We start from the raw sequence: 19,974 nt of genomic DNA, 5'->3' as shown, positions 1-19,974 counted from the left end.
TTTCTTAAAGGCAAATATTCGGACAAGCTTCAGCCCTACTTTAAATGAGCTTGTCAAGTGCTATTAAGCTGCCCTAAAAATCTAAAGTTTTTAGGACATAGAGAGCTTCAATTTTATTTGTCAGGCTGAGGAGTCATGCGAAGATAAGGCTTGATCTCAGTGACGCCTTTGGGGAACCTTCCCTTGGCATCCTCAGTTGAAATTTTAGGAGAAACGACAACATCTTCGCCTTCCTTCCAGTTAACTGGAGTGGCCACGCTGTAGTTATCAGTCAACTGTAAAGAATCAATGACGCGCAAGATTTCTTGGAAATTACGCCCCGTACTGGGGGGATAAGTAATCGTCAGTCTTAGCTTCTTGTTGGGGTCAATAACAAAGACAGTTCGCACCGTAACCTTGGCATCGGCATTGGGGTGAATCATGCCGTACAGGTCAGAAACCTTGTTATCTTCGTCAGCAATGATGGGATAGTTAACGTTTGTGCTCTGAGTCTCGTTGATGTCGCCAATCCACCCTTTATGAGACTCAGCACCGTCTACGCTCAGCGCAATTACCTTGGCATTCCGCTTTTCGAAGTCGCCTTTTAGCTTCGCAACTTCACCTAGCTCAGTAGTGCAGACTGGAGTGTAGTCAGCGGGGTGAGAGAAGAAAACAACCCAACTATCGCCAGCCCAATCGTAGAAGTTAATTTCACCTTCAGAAGAATCTTGAGTGAAATTGGGTACCGTATCGCCCAATTGAAGCGTCATAGGAAACTCTCTTTGAATCTGTATAGGTCATCACAAATGGCGTCACAAGCCATAAAAAATATTTTGCCACAAACCCCGGTATCCCGGTCGATTTTTAGAGGATTAGTTTAAAAAACGATATTCAGTCCCGCAAAGGGCCGATGGAAGAGCTACAGAACCTCTATAAAATGTCTACAGGTGGGGTGCATATTGCCTAACCTGCACCAGCGATAGGGGTTCAACCCTCTGATGACGTGAGTCGCAAACAGCGATGAAGGTCGGAGACTGAATCGGCGTATTCAACAGGAATGGGTTGTTTGTAGGTGGAAGTTAGCGTCGCTAAAGGACTTGAACGTTGGGTAAGGACTGAATGACTTCTCCGGCGTCGGCATCTAGTAGCCACCACAATTCTCCTTGTGGTTGAATGTGGCGAGATGGGAACGTCGTATTGTCTGCTTCTTTAGCAAATACTTGGGAAAGTGCCATCTGCTTGTTGCTGCCGGATACTAGGAAAATGACGCAACGGCTTTGATTAATAAGCGGTATTGTAAACGTGATGCGGGGTTCACCGGCTTTCTCTCCGACCGTGACCAGCCGATCGCGCACGTTCAGCGCTTCCGTATGGGGAAACAGAGAAGCGGTATGCCCATCATCTCCCATGCCCAGCAGAATAATGTCAAATTCTGGGCGATCGCTGCCAAACGTTTGTAGAATCGTCTTTTCGTAAGCTGCTGCCGCCTCTGCAGGATCCTCAAAATGAGTTGGCGTGATATGAACGTGGTCCTTTGGAATTGACACCTGATCTAACCAAGCTGCTTTTGCCATTCCAGCATTACTGTTGGGATCATTAAGGGTGACATAGCGCTCATCGCCCCAAAAGATATGCAGTTTTGACCACGGCAAATCTTCTGTTGCCAAGCCTTCATACAGCGGTTTCGGGGTGCTGCCACCTGCCAGCGCAATGGAGCAGGAGCCTTTCGCTGCGATCGCTGTTTGAATTCGCTCTTTGACTAATGTGCGCGATCGGGCGACTAAAGCGCTGCGATCAGGATAAATCTCAATCTGTACAGAGGTCATAACGATAGAGATATAGGGCTTCGATTGCAGCGTAAACGATTTTTTCATCACCCTAGAATTGCTTAAGCTTTACTTTTAGAGAGCGCTATTTTAGTTAAGGTTCGGACCGTGATTTCAGTTGTGTTGCCCTGTTTAAACGAGCTTCGTCATGGCTATCTCCCCAAAATTGCTGAAAATCTGATAGCTCAGCAGGGAGAAAAGGAGCTGATCGCAGTGGTCAGTCCCAGTCAGGATGGGACCTTGGAGATACTGAAGCAGCTGCCAGAGTTTCACGTGATCGAGTCGGAGGCACACAATCGAGCTCAGCGACTGAATGAAGGTGTGTGGGCAAGCCAAGGCGATATCATTCTCCTTCACCATCCGGCTACCGTATTGCCTGCTAAAACAGCCCTTATGACAATCACTCAAAGTTTTCAGGACCCAGAAGTGACCTGGAGCGGATTTCAACATCAGTTTGACCTAGACCATTGGCTGCTGCGGTACACCTCCTGGTATTCAACTGTGATTCGGCCACGGTGGGGTCGTATTTTGTATTTAGACCACTGCATTGGTGTGCGGCGATCGCTGCTAATAAAAATCGGTGGCGTTCCTGATATAGATATTTTTGAGGACACCCTTCTGAGTCAATGTCTTGGTCAGTATGGTGCACCCATGATCTTGCCCGACAGTGTAATTACTTCGGCTCGTCGATATCGCGATCGAGGGATTTATCGGCAGGCCGTGTTGAATCAAGCCTTGAAAATGATGTATCACCTCAACCTAGATCCGCGCTGGATGAATCGCCTGTATGAGCGAAAAATTCAAATTAATGTCACTTATCCTACCCGCCGGGACGGGGAGTAGGGGGTTAGGGAGTAGGGACTGGGGGGTTAGGGAACTTGTTCACTTGGGTGCACAAGTCTGGAGGGCTAAAGCTATACTTCAGCCTCTGTATTTAGAGCGATCGCTGGGTGAAACCGCGTTGCAATAGCGCTGGGCCAAGATATCGATCCCGGTGATCGCTGTTCCTACAACTACAGCATAGGCTCCCCCATCCAGTGCCTTGCGAGCCGCCTCTGGACTCGCAATTCCCCCTTCGCAAATACACGGTGTCTGAAACTGGGTGACGATAGTAGATAGCAGATCAAATCCGGGCGGCTTTACAGACTGTGTTTCTTGTGTGTAGCCATAGAGCGTCGTTCCCAGAAGATCTGTCCCTGCTTTGACAGCCGCCTCTGCTGAGGCCAGCGTATCGATATCGGCCATTACGGGCTTCTGCAGCTCGGCGTGGATTCGTTGAATCAATCCTGTCAGAGTCTCTCCACCCGGTCGCGGACGTAATGTGGCATCGATCGCGATAATGTCAGCTCCGGCGGCTGCAATCGCCTGCGCATGGTGAAACTGGGGCGTAATGTAAACTTCAGAGTCCTGATACACCTGTTTCCACAGCCCAATAATAGGCACCGACACCCGCTGTCGAACCGCTTCAACATGCTCAGGGCTGTCGATTCGCACCCCCACTGCTCCTTGTGAAACAGACGCTGCTGCCATTGCCGCAATGACTCTAGGTTCATGAAGAGGTGACGTCGCCGGAGCCTGACAGGATACGACGAGTCCTCCTTGAAGGGTGGTCAGGCTACTATCCAAACCCATGCTTTGTCTCCACTGTGGAAAGCGATCGCCCCAAGTTATACCAGAAGTCAGGGGGTAAAAGCAGAATCAATCTCCTGCGTAAATAGTAGAGGCACTCGTAGGCTTTACCGTCCTGATCACAATGGTTACAGCCATGTCGGCAACGCTGATCCGTGCCTTACAGTCCGCTGACTGTTTCCAGTGCCTGGATATGTTCCAATCAAAGCAAGCCTTAAAATAAGGGTCTCTAGCAGCCAGTGCCACAAACTCATCGCTCTTAACTCATCTACTCTATGCCCTGCCACAAGCCAACAAAAACTGAAATTCAAGCTGCTTATAATCAAAAAGTCCCCGATATTATTGGCCCTAATCTAAACGTCCTGTTTTGTGGAATCAATGCCAGCATTTACAGTGCAGCGGTTGGCCATCATTTTGCTCGTCCTGGTAATCGTCTTTGGAAAGCACTGTATCGGGCAGGTTTCACAGAGCGTCTTCTTGATCCGTCTGAAGACACCACGTTACTTGATCGCGGATACGGTATGACCAATATCGTGGCTAGAGCTACTGCCCGTGCTGATGAGTTAGATGCGGCAGAATTAGAACAGGGGTATTATGAGCTGGTTGACAAGATCGAGCAGTTTCGCCCCACCTGCTTGGCTGTTTTAGGCATTAGCGCTTATCGGATAGCGTTTAAGCAACCCAAAGCGAAGGTTGGTCCCCAGGCGATCGCGATTAATGACACTCAGGTTTGGGCTTTACCGAATCCCAGTGGCTTGAATGCTCATTATCAGATCGATGATTTAGCTACCGCCTATCGTGAGCTATTCAATGCCCTGTCTGACACTCCTTCCCCTTGACACTCAAACTCTAAACCTCAGAATTCAATCCATTGCGCTTCTATGCAAATTCTTTCCGTTTCGCTTAAGAACTTCAAAACCCATCGCGACCGGCATTTCACCTTCGCGAAAGGGACAAATGCGATTTGCGGTGAGAATGGGGCCGGAAAGACCAGCATTCTAGAGGCGATCGCCTGGGTCTTATTCAACTACATCGGCGACTATGCCAAAGATGACCTAGTTCGCAACGGTAGCGGCAGTGCCGAGGTCACGGTGGACTTCATCTCAAACTTGGATGGCCGTACCTATACCGTGCAGCGCCATACAACTCGGGGCTATACGCTTTTTGATCCACAGCTTAATGAGCGACTACCCTATACCCGCATTAAAGATGAAGTATTGCCTTGGCTACGAGAACATTTGGGGGTCTCGTCAGGAACTGATTTGGGTGAACTGTTTGCTCGGACGGTAGGGGTGCCGCAGGGAACATTTACCGCCGATTTCTTGCAGACCGCTGAAAATCGCAAGGCAGTTTTTGACAAGGTACTTAAGGTTGAAGAGTACAAGACGGTCTATAAAGACCTGAATAGTCTACGTCGCTATGCTGAAGCCAAAGTGGAAGCAGTAGGAGCAGAAATTACTCGCTACGAGGAGCGCTTGGCCGCTTGGGATGAACTACAAACTCGGCATCAGGCGGCAGCTACAGAAATCACTCAAAATCAGGCTCAGTTGGCGGCGTTCACCAGTCAGATGGAAACGCTGCAACAGGAAAGAGCAATCCTGAAAACTCAGCTTGAACACGTGCAGCAGCTACACACTCAGCGGCAGGAGGTTCAAGCTCAAATCGACGGCAAACAGCAGGCGATCGCCCTCCTCACTCAGTCGCTGGCACAGGCTAAGCAGGCTACTCAAATTTGTGCAGACACGCGCCCAGCGTATGAGGCCTATCAAGCAGCTGAAGTTCAATTGCAAACATTGGGCCAGCAGCAGACCCAACGGCAGTCTTTGCAGAAGCGCCAGCAAACATTACAAAAGACGCTGGAGACCCGATCTGCCGACATTACGCGGCTGAAAGTACAGCTTGATGGATTTCAAGCAGCGGTAGAAGAGATCACTCAGCTGCAAGTCCACGTTCAGCAACAGAATCAGCTAGAAGCGAAACTCAAAGACTTGCTGCAGCAGCAGACTGTTCTTGCCAAACTGCAAGGAGAACTTCAGGCGATGGAGGGACAAGCTGCTCAGCAAACCCAGCAGCTTCAAAAACAGGCTCAAGACATCGCACAGCTGCGGACTTTAGAAGCCACGGTGGCCGAAATTCCAGGTTTAGAGCAGCAGCGCGATCGCTTACAGCAACAGCTCAGCCGTGTTGAAGCGGCTCGACAATTCGAGACGGATTTGCGGCAGCTCGCTGATCGAGGACAGGTTGACGGCGATCGCTACCAGAGCCAAATTGAACAGGCTTTACAGACTTTGGAAAGGCTACAAACAAGTCAGTCTCAATTCCCTACTGAGACAATCACAATACTGTCATCTGCGTTGAGAACAGGGGCGGCGATTCATGATCAGCTTTTGTCAGCGGTGCAGCAAATTTTGACGGATTTATCTGCTCAAACTGATGCCAAAACCCTTAAATCACAGTTACAAACGCTGCGTAAACGTTTGACCGAACTTGGAAAACAGCAAGCGGCAGTCGCGACTATCCCAGAGCGTCAGCAGCACTTGGACCAATTGCAGTCACAACAGGTAGTAGTCCGTGAGCGCATTCAGTTGCTTCAGGGGCAATTATCAGATGAGGCGACCGTTAGCACACAGGTTACGGACATTCAGGCTTTGTTAGTAGGTTTAGAAGACCCCAAAGGGCGCTGTGCCGTTTTGGAGCGATCGCGCAAACAGCAGCCTACGGTCCAGAAACGGTATGACGAAATGCAGGCAGCTCAGTCCGGCATTCAACAGCAGATTGAGGCAGTGGACACTCAGGTTAAAGCCTTTGAGCAATTGGACGAAGCGATCGCAGCCCAGAATCAAATCAAGCAGACTCACCAAACGGGCTACCTACAATATTTGCAGTATGAACGCGCGGCTCACGGTGAGGCTCAATTGACGCAAGACCTGACCACGGCTCAGCAAGCACTCACCCAGTTGCAGCACACTCGTGACACTGTTCAGGCCGATTTGGACAAAGCTCAAGCTGATTTTGATCCCCAAAAGGCTCAGCAGGTAGATGCCGCTTATCAGGAGATTCGCTCACAGCACGATCGCTTGTCGGGGAGCCTGCCTCAACAGCAGCAGCTATTGGCAGAGCTTCAGCGTCAGATTGATGCTTTGACAGATGCGGCGCAAAAACGTGACGCTGCATTGGAGGAACGCAAGAAGCGGGAGCGGATCAAACGCTTCATCAATTTCGCTCGCAAGGCTTACAAGGAAGCCGGGCCTCGCATTACGGAACGCTATGTGCAGCAGATTGCTCGTGAGGGCGATCGCCTGTTCCGCGAGTTGTTGAATCGTCCTAACGTGGCTTTAACTTGGACTCGTGACTACGAAATTCTCGTCCAGGAAGGTCCTAACACTCGTCGCTTTGTCAACTTGTCGGGGGGAGAGCAGATGTGTGCAGCCCTTGCAATTCGCCTAGCTCTCTTGAAGGTTCTGGCAGATATTGACATTGCCTTTTTCGATGAACCGACGACTAATATGGATCGATCGCGACGAGAAAGTTTGGCAGAGGCGATCGCCCGTATTCGCAGCTTCAATCAGCTATTTGTCATTAGCCATGACGACACCTTTGAGAAGGTTACAGAGAATGTCATCGTCGTTGAACGGGATAACTAGTCGATGGGCCATTGCGGATTTCCAGTCGCTAATTACAGGCTTTAAGCATTCCATTACAATCCTGAAGCACTAGAGAGGAACGGCATAATATCATCCCATGACCAGGGTCTTGGAGGTGACTGAGCATAGTCAATGAAGTAGTCATAGCCCAGTTGTTCATACAACCCGTTGAACACTGTCTGTACGTCGAGCAAGATATCTCCGTCTTCGGAGCGCAGCGGTAATGGGATAGCTGGAATCGGAACGGATACATCAAAAGGATAGAGGTCTGCCACAGGTCTGTGCTGCGCCTGGCTGACCAAAATTCGATAGTGGCTTTGAACAGCTTCACTCTTTAGCAAAAAGGGTTTCCCACTTCGCAACAGATCGATTTCTACTAGATGAGTCGAGCTTTCTAGGATCTGCTGTCGTTTTGCCTGATATTGACTTCGTCCTTCTCCGTATTTGTTAGCGGGAGATAGCACTTCTAAGACCGTCACCACAGACTGCGTTGCAGTATCTTTGACCTCTAGGAAAGACTGTTGTACCTCTACTGGAAGAGGAACACTCACTTTAATGGGTTGTACCGAAGTGACGGCGGTTGTTGAAAGAGGGGGAGGCGGTTGACGTCGCTGCTGAATGCTCACATCAGGACGACCCAATGCGATCGCTAAGTCATCGGTAATGGTGTAGACCCATTTGTCCGTAACGACTCGGTATTTGGGCAGTAGTTGAGGAATGAGAGTACGGGCGATCGCAGCAATGAGTTGGTTATGAAAATCCGACCAATAGTCTGACTGTTCTAGATATGGATTCATTCCTGGAAACGGATTAGCCATAACGTCACACAAGTGCTGTCCTCGATCCTGACTAGGTAAGATCTACATTCATCATAAGAAAACAGGGCAAAAAAAGAGGGGGCCTAGCGGCACCCCCTTCTCCAATTCAGTTGATTGGTCTCGCAACTAGAGACTTAGACCTTCGGCAGCTTGAACCCGCTCGACCTGCTTCTTCTTCAACACCAGCATGATTTGCGTGAGCATGACTGCTGCAATAAAGGCAATCAGTCCTTTGATACGGGCTGGGCTTTGGAGCACAATTTCGGTATCTCGCTGACCAAAACCACCCACGTTGGGATCAGTGGTCAACAGTGAACCTGCACTAACAGCATCGCCTTCGGCAACAATCAGTTCAGGGCCAGGGGGAACAGAAACGGTCTCAGTCGCACCATCGTCTAGTCGAATGGTCAACTCGTAGCCGCCAGCATCAGCCGCATTGACGCTGGTGACAACGCCTGCAACAGGAGCCTTAACCACATTGTTGTTACTGTTGGCACCCGTTGGATACACCTGACCACGCCCCCGGTTGCCGCCAACATGCACGGCATACTTACCGAACTTGATGTTTTTATCTTTAGCAGGGTCTGGAGACAAGATAGGAAAAACAATCTCTTGGTACTGTTCGCCAGGGAGTGGACCCACCAAGATAATATTGTCTTGCTCCTCAGAGTAGGGCATGAAGTAAGTGCTGCCGACTTCTTCTTTCAGCTCTTCTGGAATCCGATCTGGCGGAGCAATCTTAAAGCCTTCAGGAAGCATCAGCACAGCACCAACATTGAGTCCGCCTTTGCTACCATCACCCAGAACCTGTTGCGTATCTAAGTCATAGGGAACTTCCACGACAGCCTTAAAAACGGAGTCGGGCTTAACAGACTGGGGAACCTCAACATAGGTCGGCTTCTCGGCCAAGTGACAGTTGGCACAAACAATACGACCTGTCGCCTCCCGAGGGGAATCATAATTTTCTTGCGCCCAGAAGGGATAGGCTTGGGCGGCTTCTGGCGTAGCGACGATGCCAGATAGAACGATAAAGGCAGCCGCGATCGCCACGGACAGGCGCTTAACAACGGGTGCCCACTGGAAACGGCCTCTCAACAATGGGGTCTTCATCAGAAGTCTTAGTTATCCAAACTTAAAAACAACACAGCAAGCAGACCTTGGAGGTGTTAGGTCCACCAAGGAGATTCTTCAGTTCTAAAGTCAGTTTCAGTCCACTCAGAGAGAGAAACCTTGTCATCTTCAGTGACATCTGCGTGAGCTAAGGCTAGAGACAAAGGTGCAGGACCACGCACAACCTTACCCGTGGAATCGTATTGGGAACCGTGACAAGGGCAGATGAACTTGTTCTCACTGGCATTCCAAGGAACTACACAGCCCAAGTGCGTGCATACGGAGTTGATGCCGTAGCTCTCAAGACTGCCATCTTCGGTGACAACGAGGTAAGTGGGATCACCCTTCAAACCTTGAGCTAGCACGCGATCGCCAGCAGCATGCTCGGCAAGAAATTCGCTGGCAACAACATCCTTTCCTAGAGAATCCTTGGCCAGGGTGCCGCCCCCAGCAGCACCGCTAGACGGTGGAATGAAGTAACTGATGACTGGATACAACATGCCGCCTACGGCTCCGCTTGCTGCACCAAGGGTTAAGAGGTTCATAAACTGACGCCGTCCCAAACTGGGGACGTCAGACATTTCAGAGGCTTGAGTCATAGTCTAAAGACACGTTTCTTTTAGGACAGACCAGAAAGTGCACTAGGGTTATTACAAAAAGTTGCTCAACCTTTCGCCTTATTAAGGGAAGCCTACAGGGCACCCTAGATCAAGACCCTAGCGACACTTAGGATGAGAATAAGGTCAGATTCTTGCTAAGTATTATTGCATTTCACTGTGTGTCGGGTCAGCAGAATCAAACTTTCAGATACGCGATCGGCAGCGTAATTTTGCTTGACCGCATAAAATGCCGCTCTCACAGGGGAAAATGCGAAACCATCTGAGCCCCACCTAATTGGTCGGATGCTTTACGTACTCTACTTTCTGTCCTCTTATGAGATGAATTGTTAGCGACTGTGGTAGCGTTCGGAAAAGTTGGTCGAATCAGTGTTACAAAATATTAATGCTGACCTTGGAGTGTAAGGCAATGACAGGGCTAGAGTTGCACGAACTCATACTGTCCAAGTGGGGATATTCTTTTGACGTTCAATTTCGGCGTTTACAGGATCAAATTTTCCTGCAGGTTATGTGGCGATATTTGGAGCAAGCGTCGTTTCCCCTTTCAGAAGATGAGTATCTAGCTCACTTGAACGAGGTGGCAACTTATCTCGTGGGGTGGGGGCAAGCCGACTACATTCGTCAGGTCATTGCAGAAACTCGCGATCGCCCTCGCTTGGGCAAAGCTGTCAGCATTCCTCTCGATTTGGGAGAACGCCGCTCAGAGTGGCTTTTGGAATTTTGAGCTGATCCCAAAAAGTATCTAAAAAGAGTAAAGCCCTGTTTTTGGGCTGATTGTCAAGGCGGATGGATGCCTGCTTCGACTTTTTGGAGAGTCAAAATGGTTTGCTGTCTTGTTCTAACGGAACGGGTAGGGTTATGACAGTTGGAGTAATCGTTACGTCGCTTCAGTAAAATTACATAAAATATATCTACGGCCAAAGTAAATGTTCGCGCTGGTGTACTAAACATAGAAATCACAGGGCATCTACCCAAATTCCAGTCTCTTCAAAGAACTTTCATGTTTGTCATCCTTAACAACACGGGCGTCCAACGATACGCTGTCCGGTAACTAAGAGAAATTGCTTAGTGGGGATCACAAAAGGGAGTGTTAGCATTACCGTGATGATTTGGGTTTTTGGGGGCTTGCTGTGATTCGTTCTGCCACGCTGCCGCTCCAGACGACACTGCCGACTCTGAGTGATAACAGTCGATTGAAGCTGTTTTCAGGGTCAGCCAATGTCAATCTCTCGCGGGAGGTTGCTCGCTATTTAGGGATCGACTTGGGGCCGATGGTTCGCAAGCGCTTTGCTGATGGCGAACTTTACATTCAGATTCAAGAGTCGATTCGAGGATGTGACGTTTATCTGGTGCAGCCAACCTGCCATCCCGTAAACGATCATCTGATGGAACTCCTCATCATGATCGATGCTTGTCGTCGGGCCTCTGCTCGCCAAATCACAGCAGTGCTTCCTTACTATGGTTACGCCAGAGCAGACCGCAAAACTGCTGGGCGTGAATCCATCACTGCCAAATTAGTTGCCAATTTGATGACTAAGGCTGGTGCCAATCGAGTCTTGGCGATGGATTTGCACTCAGCGCAGATTCAAGGCTATTTTGATATTCCTTGCGACCATGTTTATGGCTCTCCGGTCGTGATCGACTACATCGCCAAGAAGGCTATTGATGACCTGGTTGTCGTCTCCCCTGACGTAGGGGGTGTGGCGCGTGCCAGAGCGTTTGCTAAAAAGCTGGATGATGCACCGCTCGCGATTATCGACAAACGTCGACAAGCTCACAACGTAGCTGAGGTGATGAACCTTATCGGAGATGTGAAGGGCAAAACAGCCGTTCTGGTGGATGACATGATTGATACTGCGGGCACCATTTGCGAAGGTGCTCGGCTACTTCGTAGTGAAGGCGCAGAGCGAGTTTATGCTTGCGCAACTCATGCAGTCTTTTCTCCTCCCGCTTCTGAGCGCTTGTCCGATGGTCTGTTTGAAGAGGTCATTGTCACCAATACTATTCCTGTGCCCGATGAGCATCGATTCGATCAGCTAATGACCCTTTCTGTTGCTAATCTGTTGGGAGAGGCAATTTGGCGGATTCACGAAGAAAGCTCCGTCAGCAGCATGTTTCGTTAAGGGCGGTAGCTCAGGCAGAAGAACGGATTGTGGCAGCGATCGCCAATTCCATTAGGCCAAGATGGCAAGCCAGCCGGCTATGGTCTAAGCCCCCAGATAGTGTTTGGCGTACAAGCTAACTGGCGAAAGTTGTCAATCATCAAAAGGGTCATGAGTCACTGAGCTGATGGCCCTTTTGAGTGTCGATCAGTTGCGGCCATCAGTGACGAAATCGGGCTGGTAGTGATCAGGTGTCGGCCAATCTTCGTTCTCACCGCCTACGATGATTTCCTCGATCGCCACATAATCTTCGCTAAACTGCCTCAAAGCATTGAGGAGAATATCTAGCGCGATCGCATCAGTGGTTCCCAAGTCAAACCAGCAGCGTGCCCAAACACCCTGATACTCTACCTCTGCCATGTTGTGCATCAGAGCCACCAGCGTGTCGTCAGTTGGATTGGGGTCATAGTTCATGTAGCTAATTTCCAAGCCCGTGTCTTGAACTTGCAAATTCTCAGCGTTAAAACCGCCCAACTTACCCAAAAAGAACCAAGAGTTCATAATTTCATCGACGTACTGCTGCTCCATCGTGGAGGGTGCGGTTGCGAACCGTATCCAAATCCAAAGGTTGAAGAAATCACACTCACGAAACTGTATTTTCATCCTGTGCCGCTACCTCTCAATGATGTCGAGTAATCTTTGCATCTGAAAAAGCTAGGCTTTGTTTGTCGTTGCTACTCAAAAGGTCAAGCCTACCCCGACCCGCGCAATTAGTGACATTTGAGTTATCAAAGTGGACTGTAACCTCAATCTTCAATTACGTCACCATCTGAATGCTCGTTGGCGTAAACGACGTTACCCACAGCTGCAAATCGGGATCAGACAGACGACTTCGGGTTTGCTCTGCGATCGCTTCAGCTTCAGCCTGAGTTGCCGTTAGGGTAAACACCGTTGGGCCTGAGCCAGACATCAACGTTCCCAAACCGCCACAACTCACCATCGTCTCCTTCAGCTTTTGCACATCGGGATGAGCCGGCAATACAACTTTTTCGAGGTCGTTATGCAGATGTTCCCCAATCTCAGAACCGTTCTGATGGGAAATAGCTGCCACCATTGCACCTGAGCGCAGTGCTTCTTGACGACTTTCTCGCTCGACGCTGACGCTGACATAAGTTGAGGCAAACTGCTGTCGATAGGTCTGATAGGCCCACGGGGTCGAGACGGATAAATTTTGATACTTCGCCAATACAACATAGAGGTTGTCGATGCCATACAGCGAATCGACTTGTTCGCCCCGTCCGGTCGCGATCGCGGTCCCCCCGGCGATACAAAAAGGGACATCTGAACCCAACTCGGCGCCTAATGTCTGTAGCTCAATTTGGGTCAGTCCCAACTGCCACAGCATATCTAAGCCGATGAGCGTTGCTGCCGCATTCGTAGACCCCCCAGCCAGGCCGGCTCCGACAGGAATATTTTTCTCAAGGGTAATTTCAACGCCTCCGTACTGCTTCCAAGCCTGAGGAAACCGAGACTGGAGTAGAACCACAGCCTTGTGTACAAGGTTACTGGAATCGTTGGGGACTAGAGGATGATCGCAGTTCAGCCGAATCGCAGGAACGTTTAGACGTCGCAGCGTCAGTCGATCTGACAAGCTGACGCTTTGCATCACCATCACCAATTCGTGATAGCCGTCTGGGCGATCGCCGATGACCTCCAAATACAAATTGATTTTGGCGGCGGCGGAGAGAGAATAGGAATCCATATCGTTTTGCTGCTGTCTCCGAAAATGGCCCTTTAGATCTAGAAAACCGGAGCTGCATCCAGTCTTCACGTGAGATGCCCTTGCTCAAGCATCTTATTACTCAACGACACCCACTCTGCCACAGACAGGTCTTCTGCTCGCACGTTGTCAGCAATGTTTAGCATTTCAAACAATGCCAGTAGCTGCGATCGCTCAATTATGGACGACAGATTGTTCCGCAGCATCTTGCGCTTATTAGCAAACCCCAATTTCACAAGCTGTTGCAACAGCTGAGGATCTTGAGCCTGTAAGGGGAATGGACGCGGAGATAGCCGAATGACGGCTGACCAAACCTTGGGTGGCGGATGGAAAGCTTTGGGTGGCACTGAACAGATGATTTCGCAATCTGCTAGGTATTGCACTTTGACTGTTAAGCCACCAAAAGTTTTGGTTCCAGATTGAGCACAGAGGCGATTAGCAATGTCCTGTTGAACGAGCAAGACAATCTGGTCGAAAGAAGCGATTTGAGGTTGAATAATCGTTCCCAGCAAACGCTCTAAAATCGGTCCCGTAATGTAGTAAGGAATGTTGGCAACAACTTTATTCGGATCCTGAAATCCTGAGCCTGAGAGCTTTTCGGTTAAGTTCATGGTCAAGAAATCGCCCTGCAGCAGCAACAGATTTTGCGCTCCAGCAAATTTTGCGACGAGTTTGTGACACAGGTCATAATCGATTTCGACCGCTACGACTTGCTGCGCCTGGGATAACAGCCGATGAGTCAGCACCCCTGTGCCTGGACCAATCTCCAGGATGCAATCGTCATTTTTTAGAGCTGCTGCCTCAACAATTTTGGATAAAACCGTTTCACTCTGAAGCCAATGCTGCCCAAATTGTTTTCGAGGTCGTGCAGAGAAAGTCATCCCATTCTAAGGTGTGAAAGTGAAGTCATCGTATCGCACGACAATTTCAGAAAAACAGCGTGTCTACAGTGCTCAAATATCAGTGTTCCTACGGTTGTTTGAACAATTTCTAGATTTTCCTAAACATTACTGCATCCGTGCATCTTGGTAAAGAATTGTCTCTCTACACTACAGGTGTTGTGTACCAGACAACATTCTCCTGCCAGCTCTGATAAATTGAGTCTTCAAGCTTTCACATTGCCCGCCAAATCGTAGTTAATTCTCAACTATGCAACAGAGCAATTCTCTGGATTTCAAACTTGTTCAGCGGGTGTGTCTACTACAGCAGGCTCTAGATCAGGCTTTAGGTTCGCTTGACGAATTGACCGCTCAAGTTCGAGATAAGCAATGGGTTGAGACTCAGCTTGCTAATACTGAGAAATATGCGAATGTTCAGCAGCAGGCGATCGCTCATTTAAAGCAGCAACTTGCTCAGTTTACCGAGGTGCAAAATCATCTCCTCAGCGTCATGGGCTATCGCTTGAACGAGCTGATTGATCATCAACAGCAAGAGTTTGACTACCTCAATATTCAGTTCCATCAAACCAATGCAGAACTGCAGGGGTACTTACAGTATTTGGGGCAGCAGCAACAATCTGGCAAAGGCGCAAACAAAGAATCACCAGACTATCAGCTAGCTTTGGAAGCCGAGGTGATGGTGGCCCGTTCCATGTCAGTTAACCTCAGTCAACATCTGAGTGCCGCTAAGCAGCACCTAACTAGCCTGAAATCAGATCTAGGTGGACATCACACCCATTTGAGTCAAATTATTAAGACGATTCAGGCGATGATCGCCGATTTAGAAGCTTTTCAGGAAACGGATGCAACAACTCAGGCCGATTCCGTAGAGGAAGATGCCAATACCCGAGAATCCATGTCGATCTTAGATCCAGAAGATGTGATGGATTCTGTGGGGGATGGCGATGCCGACACGGGTGTGTTGGAGATGGCTTTGCATCGGCAGGAGCATCGTATTCATGAGCTAGAAGCGATGTTGATGGACCACGTCGAACAGGAGGCTCAGCTTCGACAGCGTTATCAAGCCGTTGCTGCCGAGCGCGATCGCTATAAGCGCGAGCTGCATAAGCTACGACAGATCCAAACGGTCCAGTCTTCCGCTACTGCTGACCCATCGGTTGCCCAAAACCGTACCCATCGGGCTCGTCGGCGATCGCAGCCCTCACAACCCATTCAGCCGCTTAAGTTACCGAACGACCCGTCCTAAGGGGCGGTCTCCAAAGTCGCCAGTGACCACTCCTCTGCAACATCGATTAAGGTCAGGAGCGGTCCAGTTTGTTCTTGTCCATTAACAGCCAGATCGCTGTGACAGAGAATGACCTGCTCGGTCGCGCGGCCCAATAGATCCCGCAAGATGCGTTCTAGACGGGCCTCATGACTTTGTTCAATAAAGTCTGCTGTCCACGGACGACCTTGCCGACCTTCCAGGAAAATGGGATAGCCAAAGAGAGCGTCAGTCCCTGTAAGCCATCGCGGTGATCCTGCATCCAGCCAAAATTGCCAACGATGCGTTAGCCGCTGTGAGCGATATTGAAAAACCGTTGAGAGGGTAATTCCCTGCTGCCCCTGCTCCAAAGGTTTGACCGGAAAGGGATTGGCGGTAACGATACCTTGACGCAGCAAATGCAGAAATCGTCCTTCGGGGGACAATTCGGTGTCTAGAGCATCGCTGGAGAACCGCCGCTGTAGTTGCAGACGGCCCTGTACTTCCCAAAAGTGCTGTGCCGTCTCAACCAGTTCTCGTAGAGCAGCCAACTGGTCATAGGGTAAATAGTTGCCGCGCCACAAGAAAGATTGGATGGCTCTATCAATCAGGCTTACGGGACTTGTGATGAGGCGCTGCTGACGCGCTTGCCGCTGTTGAGCAATCCACTCTCGTAGGGTGTTGTATGCCTCTGTTGCCTGATATCCCAGTCGATCCCAACGAGGAAATTCAGTCACTTCCAGCAGGTCAGGATGTTCGAGATCCGGTTGGAAGCAATGGTCGACAATCAATTCTGCCCGCACCGGATCAATTTGTACGCGCTCAAACCAGGACTGGTTAGGGCTGCCTTGAGCAGACTGACTGAGAACAACCAGCATCTCAGCGACGGCATCCTTGTCAAGGAATCGTCCCAATCCGGAATAGATGAAGGGAATTAAGGTCAGAACTGATCGCACTAACGGTGTACTGACTAGGGGGCGCTGGTCGTTCAAGGAGACCACGGGAATGCCCTGTTTTTGGAGGATCTCAGCTAGGGTGTAGCGGGCGATCGCGTCGAATCCAGGACCAATTACGGCGATCTCTCCCGGCGTCATTGCTTCCTGCTGAATCGCTTGGGCGATCGCTTCGGCAGTTCTACGCAACAGCTCTCCTCTTGATGTTGATTGAATGACCTGGATAGCTTCGATAGGCTCAGGTACGGCCACAGGGTCGAGCACAGCGGTGACAAGGAGTTCACCCCAAGTTGCTGCGATGGTATCTGAGGCAATATTTGATGTGTCATCCAGCACGGTTGCCTGATTCCGCAGCTTCTCTAAGGCACCAGGATCGGCACCAACACCTAGCCGGACTTTGCCATAGGGATTCCATGTGATGGCAGTCGGTAATCCCAAGCTGTCTGCATGCGCCAGAATCATGCGAAAAATGGCCGGATATTCATCCAAGTCGTCCGCCAAGACACCACAGAATCGCTGAGTAAACTTTTCGAGATAGAGCGAATGCGGTAAGAGGTAGCGCCAATAGAGTTCTGTCGCGATGCTGTAAGTCAAGAAGCCTCGCTTGAGACACCAATCTCGCCAGGTGACAATTGCTTGCGCGATCGCCTCCCAGACTTCGACCGGAGCAATGCCGTTGGGCATACCTTCTGGTAAAAGCGTGGAGAGGTCCTCCGCCGGAATGCCACTGTTGGCTGCAAGCAACAGGAAATCAAGCGATCGCCGGACGGTCTGTGCTTCTGTCCAGCCGGGAACCAATAGGGCATCTCCTTCAAGCTCACTTCGCCAGACCTGAGTTGCCAGTTCCTGCTCGTTTTCGGGGCGCAGCTTCATGGGAAACTGTGGACTCAGACCCAAGGCCTCGACTAACACAGGCCAGAATAAAGCGACTTCGTTTTGAATGAAGCCGGCTGGCGTTGAGGTGGTTACGGGCACGCTAGCAGGAATTGTCTCCGCCAAGCGGTCAGCTAGGACTAAGCGGTTATCTCCGTTAGCCGCAAACATCAGAAACACGGTTCCGGTCTCGACGCGATCGCGTTCAGCCAGCCCCGATAAATGGGCTAGCAGCTGGGCTGTTTTGCCACTGCGAGTTGTGCCTTCGATCCAGGTCAAGTTCTCCATGACCAAAGCTTATACGAGGTTAGAGGTTTAGGCTGGCGTTAAGGGACCTTCACGATGCGGCGGCACGTTAGCGCAGCGTTCAGATATTGAGCACATCACCGAATAGGTTGTCGTCTTGCCTTAGCGGAACGACGAGGGCTATATCCACGGTCGGTGAGCGTTTGGGGATAAGCTGCTGTGATGGTATGAGAAAATGACCCTGAAGTGGGTGACGGGGTAACTACAGAACCATAATTGTTGTTACTGCGTAAATAATTGCAGTCCTCCTTCTTGCTATTGTCTTCCTCCTGTTGCGCAGGACCAAACTGCATCCTTTTTCACATTTCCCCCTTATTTCCCTCACAGAGAGAGCAATGTTTCCAAGAGATACGCTTCAGGAGTGGATATTTGTGATTGGATATGTGTCGTTCCTTCTGTTTATTGCTTGGCGCGTCATTGTCTCTTCATCTAGCGATCGCTAAACATGAGAGTATGGCGATCGCAGCGAATCTTCCTGACAGAGATTATTCATGACTACGCTCGAAGCCATCATCTTTGACGTCGATGGGACTTTGGCAGAAACTGAACGGGATGGACATCGCGTTGCTTTTAATCAAACTTTTCAAGCCGCAGGTCTGAACTGGCACTGGTCAACGGCGCTTTATGGCGATCTCCTGCAGGTAGCAGGGGGCAAAGAGCGCATTCGCTATTTCATTGAGCACTACTCACCGCATGTTCCGGAAATCCACAATTGGACGGAATTCATCGCTGATCTCCATCGCACTAAAACTGAACGCTACACGGCTCTGCTGAAGACTGGCAATATTCAGCTGAGGCCCGGCGTCGAGAGGCTAATTTCTGAAGCAAGACGAGCGGGTCTTTGTTTGGCGATCGCCACCACCAGTCGCTTAGAAAATGCTCTTACCTTGTTAGAAACAGCGCTCGATCCTGAAGCAGCTAACTGGTTTGCAGTCATTGCGGCGGGTGATATCGTGCCGCATAAAAAACCAGCGCCCGATATTTATCACTACGTCCTCGACAAAACGGCTCTTTCATCAAGCCACTGCATCGTGATTGAAGATACTGAACATGGCCTGGCTGCGGCCACCGGTGCAGGCTTGAAAACAGTAGTGACTATCAATGGCTACACGGTGCAGCAGAACTTTTCAAAAGCGTCTTTGGTTCTCAATCACTTAGGAGAGCCAACCCATCCTTGCCAAGTTTTGCAAGGGATGTCTATGAACCAGGCGTATTTCAGTGTGGCGATCGCTCAACAGCTACTCACGCTTTGAACGCTTACTCAGCGATCAGGTCTCAAGCTGTAGTTTATCGGTAGTCTGTTCAATACTGACTTCACCCTCTAGGGAAGTCGTTCAACAATGACACAGGGTTGCGGAGATTTTCCGCTTCAACTCAACCAGCAGAAACGACCACTTTTTAGTTAGGGCATTTTGATGCCATCGGCAAAAATTTGGGCTGCCTATTCTCAACGAACAAACAGCCCAAAACAGTGTGATTAGTCAAAGGTTCAAGCCTTTTTCTGCATCGAGCTGGCGATGCAATCAAGCATAGACCCCAGTCTAAACCGCCTTATTTGGCTAAGACAGAGGCCTAACTTGTGAAACAAAATCTGATCGAACTTAAGAACCTGTCTGCTTACTAGAAGTCTGAATATACAGAATGAGAAGAAAGACCGTGGGCACTAAAACAAACAAAATGCTCGCGACAAAGCCTAGATTATTAACTTCCATGATGTAAAACCTTAACTCTCAAGCACAACATCAGCATCTACAGTCTACGCTATCGCGCTAACGAATCGTTTAGTCTTCGTCCTTCCCCAAAAACCCAAGCACCTAACTCACATAAGCGCAAACGTTGATGACCTATTTCTTCTTCTTAGGTTTGGTTTGCACCGTGACAGGGCCATTAACAACGACTTGACAGGCCAGACGACAGCTCTCAGGACGCTTACGAAGCTTTCGCTCTTCAACCTTGGTACGCGGTGATAAATTTTCTGCACCTTCAATGACATCAACGACACAGGTGCCACATTGGCCATAACCACCACAGTTCGTCAGCTTCCCAGTAAAGGTATAGATATCAACCCCGTTCTCCATCGCTTTGTATCGGAGATTAGCCCCATCCGCTGCGACAACTTCCTTTGCCTCCTTCCCTTCTTCAAGAAACTTAATAACCGCCATCAGTGTTCTCCTCAAGGATTCAAATTGGCTCAA

At 49.8% G+C, this 19,974-nt stretch carries 19 protein-coding genes; 7 read left to right on the top strand and 12 right to left on the bottom strand.

Features of this window, described 5'->3' with window-relative positions; translation table 11 throughout:
- Positions 1 to 113: 113 nt before the first annotated feature.
- Together PN498_RS18645 and pgl are read right to left on the bottom strand one after the other, a co-directional pair.
- Positions 114 to 749 (bottom strand): peroxiredoxin, encoded by a 636-nt coding sequence (locus tag PN498_RS18645; protein ID WP_272064674.1) that lies wholly within the window; start codon positions 747 to 749, stop codon positions 114 to 116.
- A gap of 318 nt (positions 750 to 1,067) precedes the next feature.
- Positions 1,068 to 1,805, bottom strand: coding sequence for a 6-phosphogluconolactonase (gene pgl / locus PN498_RS18640; protein WP_272064672.1), 738 nt, complete (start codon positions 1,803 to 1,805; stop codon positions 1,068 to 1,070).
- 108 nt (positions 1,806 to 1,913) lie between these two features.
- On the opposite strand from pgl, the gene PN498_RS18635 reads away from it, so the two are divergent.
- Positions 1,914 to 2,648: a glycosyltransferase gene (locus PN498_RS18635; protein ID WP_272064671.1), complete on the top strand. Its 735-nt coding sequence runs from the start codon at positions 1,914 to 1,916 to the stop codon at positions 2,646 to 2,648.
- 78 nt (positions 2,649 to 2,726) lie between these two features.
- Here the strand turns inward: PN498_RS18635 and PN498_RS18630 are convergent, their stop codons facing one another.
- The gene (locus PN498_RS18630) at positions 2,727 to 3,437 is read right to left on the bottom strand and encodes an N-acetylmannosamine-6-phosphate 2-epimerase (RefSeq protein WP_272064669.1); all 711 of its coding nucleotides are present in this window, start codon (positions 3,435 to 3,437) and stop codon (positions 2,727 to 2,729) included.
- A 272-nt stretch (positions 3,438 to 3,709) separates the two neighbouring features.
- Between PN498_RS18630 and mug the strand changes: the two genes are divergently transcribed.
- Together mug and PN498_RS18620 are read left to right on the top strand one after the other, a co-directional pair.
- Positions 3,710 to 4,273, top strand: coding sequence for a G/U mismatch-specific DNA glycosylase (gene mug / locus PN498_RS18625; RefSeq protein WP_272064667.1), 564 nt, complete (start codon positions 3,710 to 3,712; stop codon positions 4,271 to 4,273).
- Positions 4,274 to 4,315: 42 nt separating this feature from the next.
- Complete coding sequence (locus PN498_RS18620) at positions 4,316 to 7,078, top strand: AAA family ATPase (RefSeq protein WP_272064665.1); 2,763 nt, start codon at positions 4,316 to 4,318, stop codon at positions 7,076 to 7,078.
- A 53-nt stretch (positions 7,079 to 7,131) separates the two neighbouring features.
- Here the strand turns inward: PN498_RS18620 and PN498_RS18615 are convergent, their stop codons facing one another.
- The 3 genes from PN498_RS18615 to petC form a co-directional block, all read right to left on the bottom strand.
- Entirely contained in the window at positions 7,132 to 7,896 is a 765-nt protein-coding gene (locus PN498_RS18615) for a DUF4058 family protein (RefSeq protein WP_272064663.1), read from the bottom strand.
- 126 nt (positions 7,897 to 8,022) lie between these two features.
- The gene (gene petA / locus PN498_RS18610) at positions 8,023 to 9,006 is read right to left on the bottom strand and encodes a cytochrome f (RefSeq protein ID WP_272064661.1); all 984 of its coding nucleotides are present in this window, start codon (positions 9,004 to 9,006) and stop codon (positions 8,023 to 8,025) included.
- Positions 9,007 to 9,062: 56 nt separating this feature from the next.
- Positions 9,063 to 9,605, bottom strand: a complete 543-nt coding sequence (gene petC, locus PN498_RS18605; RefSeq protein WP_272064660.1) for a cytochrome b6-f complex iron-sulfur subunit — start codon at positions 9,603 to 9,605, stop codon at positions 9,063 to 9,065.
- A gap of 427 nt (positions 9,606 to 10,032) precedes the next feature.
- Between petC and PN498_RS18600 the strand changes: the two genes are divergently transcribed.
- A complete protein-coding gene (locus PN498_RS18600) occupies positions 10,033 to 10,347 on the top strand; it encodes a DUF3067 family protein (RefSeq protein WP_272064659.1) in 315 nt (104 codons plus the stop codon).
- A 406-nt stretch (positions 10,348 to 10,753) separates the two neighbouring features.
- Positions 10,754 to 11,746: a ribose-phosphate pyrophosphokinase gene (locus tag PN498_RS18595; RefSeq protein WP_272064657.1), complete on the top strand. Its 993-nt coding sequence runs from the start codon at positions 10,754 to 10,756 to the stop codon at positions 11,744 to 11,746.
- A gap of 186 nt (positions 11,747 to 11,932) precedes the next feature.
- On the opposite strand, the gene PN498_RS18590 is transcribed toward PN498_RS18595, so the two are convergent.
- The 3 genes from PN498_RS18590 to rsmA all read right to left on the bottom strand — a co-directional run bounded on the left by PN498_RS18590 (position 11,933) and on the right by rsmA (position 14,386).
- Entirely contained in the window at positions 11,933 to 12,388 is a 456-nt protein-coding gene (locus tag PN498_RS18590) for a DUF3531 family protein (protein WP_272064655.1), read from the bottom strand.
- 154 nt (positions 12,389 to 12,542) lie between these two features.
- A complete protein-coding gene (ispE, locus tag PN498_RS18585; protein WP_272064654.1) occupies positions 12,543 to 13,487 on the bottom strand; it encodes a 4-(cytidine 5'-diphospho)-2-C-methyl-D-erythritol kinase in 945 nt (314 codons plus the stop codon).
- Between the two features lie 65 nt (positions 13,488 to 13,552).
- Positions 13,553 to 14,386 (bottom strand): 16S rRNA (adenine(1518)-N(6)/adenine(1519)-N(6))-dimethyltransferase RsmA, encoded by an 834-nt coding sequence (gene rsmA, locus PN498_RS18580; RefSeq protein ID WP_272064652.1) that lies wholly within the window; start codon positions 14,384 to 14,386, stop codon positions 13,553 to 13,555.
- Between the two features lie 268 nt (positions 14,387 to 14,654).
- Here rsmA and PN498_RS18575 point away from each other — a divergent pair, with 268 nt between their 5' ends.
- On the top strand, positions 14,655 to 15,650 hold the full coding sequence (locus PN498_RS18575) for a hypothetical protein (RefSeq protein WP_272064650.1): 996 nt from the start codon (positions 14,655 to 14,657) through the stop codon (positions 15,648 to 15,650).
- Here PN498_RS18575 and PN498_RS18570 read toward each other — a convergent pair.
- Positions 15,647 to 17,761: a recombinase family protein gene (locus PN498_RS18570; RefSeq protein ID WP_272064648.1), complete on the bottom strand. Its 2,115-nt coding sequence runs from the start codon at positions 17,759 to 17,761 to the stop codon at positions 15,647 to 15,649. The two genes, PN498_RS18575 and PN498_RS18570, sit on opposite strands and share 4 nt — an antisense overlap.
- A 509-nt stretch (positions 17,762 to 18,270) precedes the next feature.
- Here PN498_RS18570 and PN498_RS18565 point away from each other — a divergent pair.
- Positions 18,271 to 19,032, top strand: coding sequence for an HAD family hydrolase (locus PN498_RS18565; protein WP_272064647.1), 762 nt, complete (start codon positions 18,271 to 18,273; stop codon positions 19,030 to 19,032).
- Between the two features lie 348 nt (positions 19,033 to 19,380).
- Here PN498_RS18565 and psbM read toward each other — a convergent pair whose 3' ends face one another.
- Positions 19,381 to 19,491, bottom strand: coding sequence for a photosystem II reaction center protein PsbM (psbM, locus tag PN498_RS18560; protein ID WP_008313172.1), 111 nt, complete (start codon positions 19,489 to 19,491; stop codon positions 19,381 to 19,383).
- Positions 19,492 to 19,623: 132 nt separating this feature from the next.
- Entirely contained in the window at positions 19,624 to 19,941 is a 318-nt protein-coding gene (locus tag PN498_RS18555; protein ID WP_272064644.1) for a 2Fe-2S iron-sulfur cluster-binding protein, read from the bottom strand.
- Positions 19,942 to 19,974: the final 33 nt, after the last annotated feature.

Source organism: Oscillatoria sp. CS-180 (genome assembly GCF_028330965.1).
Classification (GTDB): Bacteria; Cyanobacteriota; Cyanobacteriia; order Phormidesmidales; family Phormidesmidaceae; genus Halomicronema.
The sequence above is the reverse complement of the archived record's forward strand: the minus strand, read 5'-3'. Positions and strand labels throughout refer to the sequence as shown.

Coding starts and splice junctions, on each gene's coding strand:
- PN498_RS18645 (WP_272064674.1), bottom strand. CDS start 749: ATGACGCTTCAATTGGGCGATACGGTACCCAATTTCACTCAAGATTCT.
- pgl (WP_272064672.1), bottom strand. CDS start 1,805: ATGACCTCTGTACAGATTGAGATTTATCCTGATCGCAGCGCTTTAGTC.
- PN498_RS18630 (WP_272064669.1), bottom strand. CDS start 3,437: ATGGGTTTGGATAGTAGCCTGACCACCCTTCAAGGAGGACTCGTCGTA.
- mug (WP_272064667.1), top strand. CDS start 3,710: ATGCCCTGCCACAAGCCAACAAAAACTGAAATTCAAGCTGCTTATAAT.
- PN498_RS18620 (WP_272064665.1), top strand. CDS start 4,316: ATGCAAATTCTTTCCGTTTCGCTTAAGAACTTCAAAACCCATCGCGAC.
- PN498_RS18615 (WP_272064663.1), bottom strand. CDS start 7,896: ATGGCTAATCCGTTTCCAGGAATGAATCCATATCTAGAACAGTCAGAC.
- petA (WP_272064661.1), bottom strand. CDS start 9,006: ATGAAGACCCCATTGTTGAGAGGCCGTTTCCAGTGGGCACCCGTTGTT.
- petC (WP_272064660.1), bottom strand. CDS start 9,605: ATGACTCAAGCCTCTGAAATGTCTGACGTCCCCAGTTTGGGACGGCGT.
- PN498_RS18600 (WP_272064659.1), top strand. CDS start 10,033: ATGACAGGGCTAGAGTTGCACGAACTCATACTGTCCAAGTGGGGATAT.
- PN498_RS18590 (WP_272064655.1), bottom strand. CDS start 12,388: ATGAAAATACAGTTTCGTGAGTGTGATTTCTTCAACCTTTGGATTTGG.
- ispE (WP_272064654.1), bottom strand. CDS start 13,487: ATGGATTCCTATTCTCTCTCCGCCGCCGCCAAAATCAATTTGTATTTG.
- rsmA (WP_272064652.1), bottom strand. CDS start 14,386: ATGACTTTCTCTGCACGACCTCGAAAACAATTTGGGCAGCATTGGCTT.
- PN498_RS18575 (WP_272064650.1), top strand. CDS start 14,655: ATGCAACAGAGCAATTCTCTGGATTTCAAACTTGTTCAGCGGGTGTGT.
- PN498_RS18570 (WP_272064648.1), bottom strand. CDS start 17,761: ATGGAGAACTTGACCTGGATCGAAGGCACAACTCGCAGTGGCAAAACA.
- PN498_RS18565 (WP_272064647.1), top strand. CDS start 18,271: ATGACTACGCTCGAAGCCATCATCTTTGACGTCGATGGGACTTTGGCA.
- psbM (WP_008313172.1), bottom strand. CDS start 19,491: ATGGAAGTTAATAATCTAGGCTTTGTCGCGAGCATTTTGTTTGTTTTA.
- PN498_RS18555 (WP_272064644.1), bottom strand. CDS start 19,941: ATGGCGGTTATTAAGTTTCTTGAAGAAGGGAAGGAGGCAAAGGAAGTT.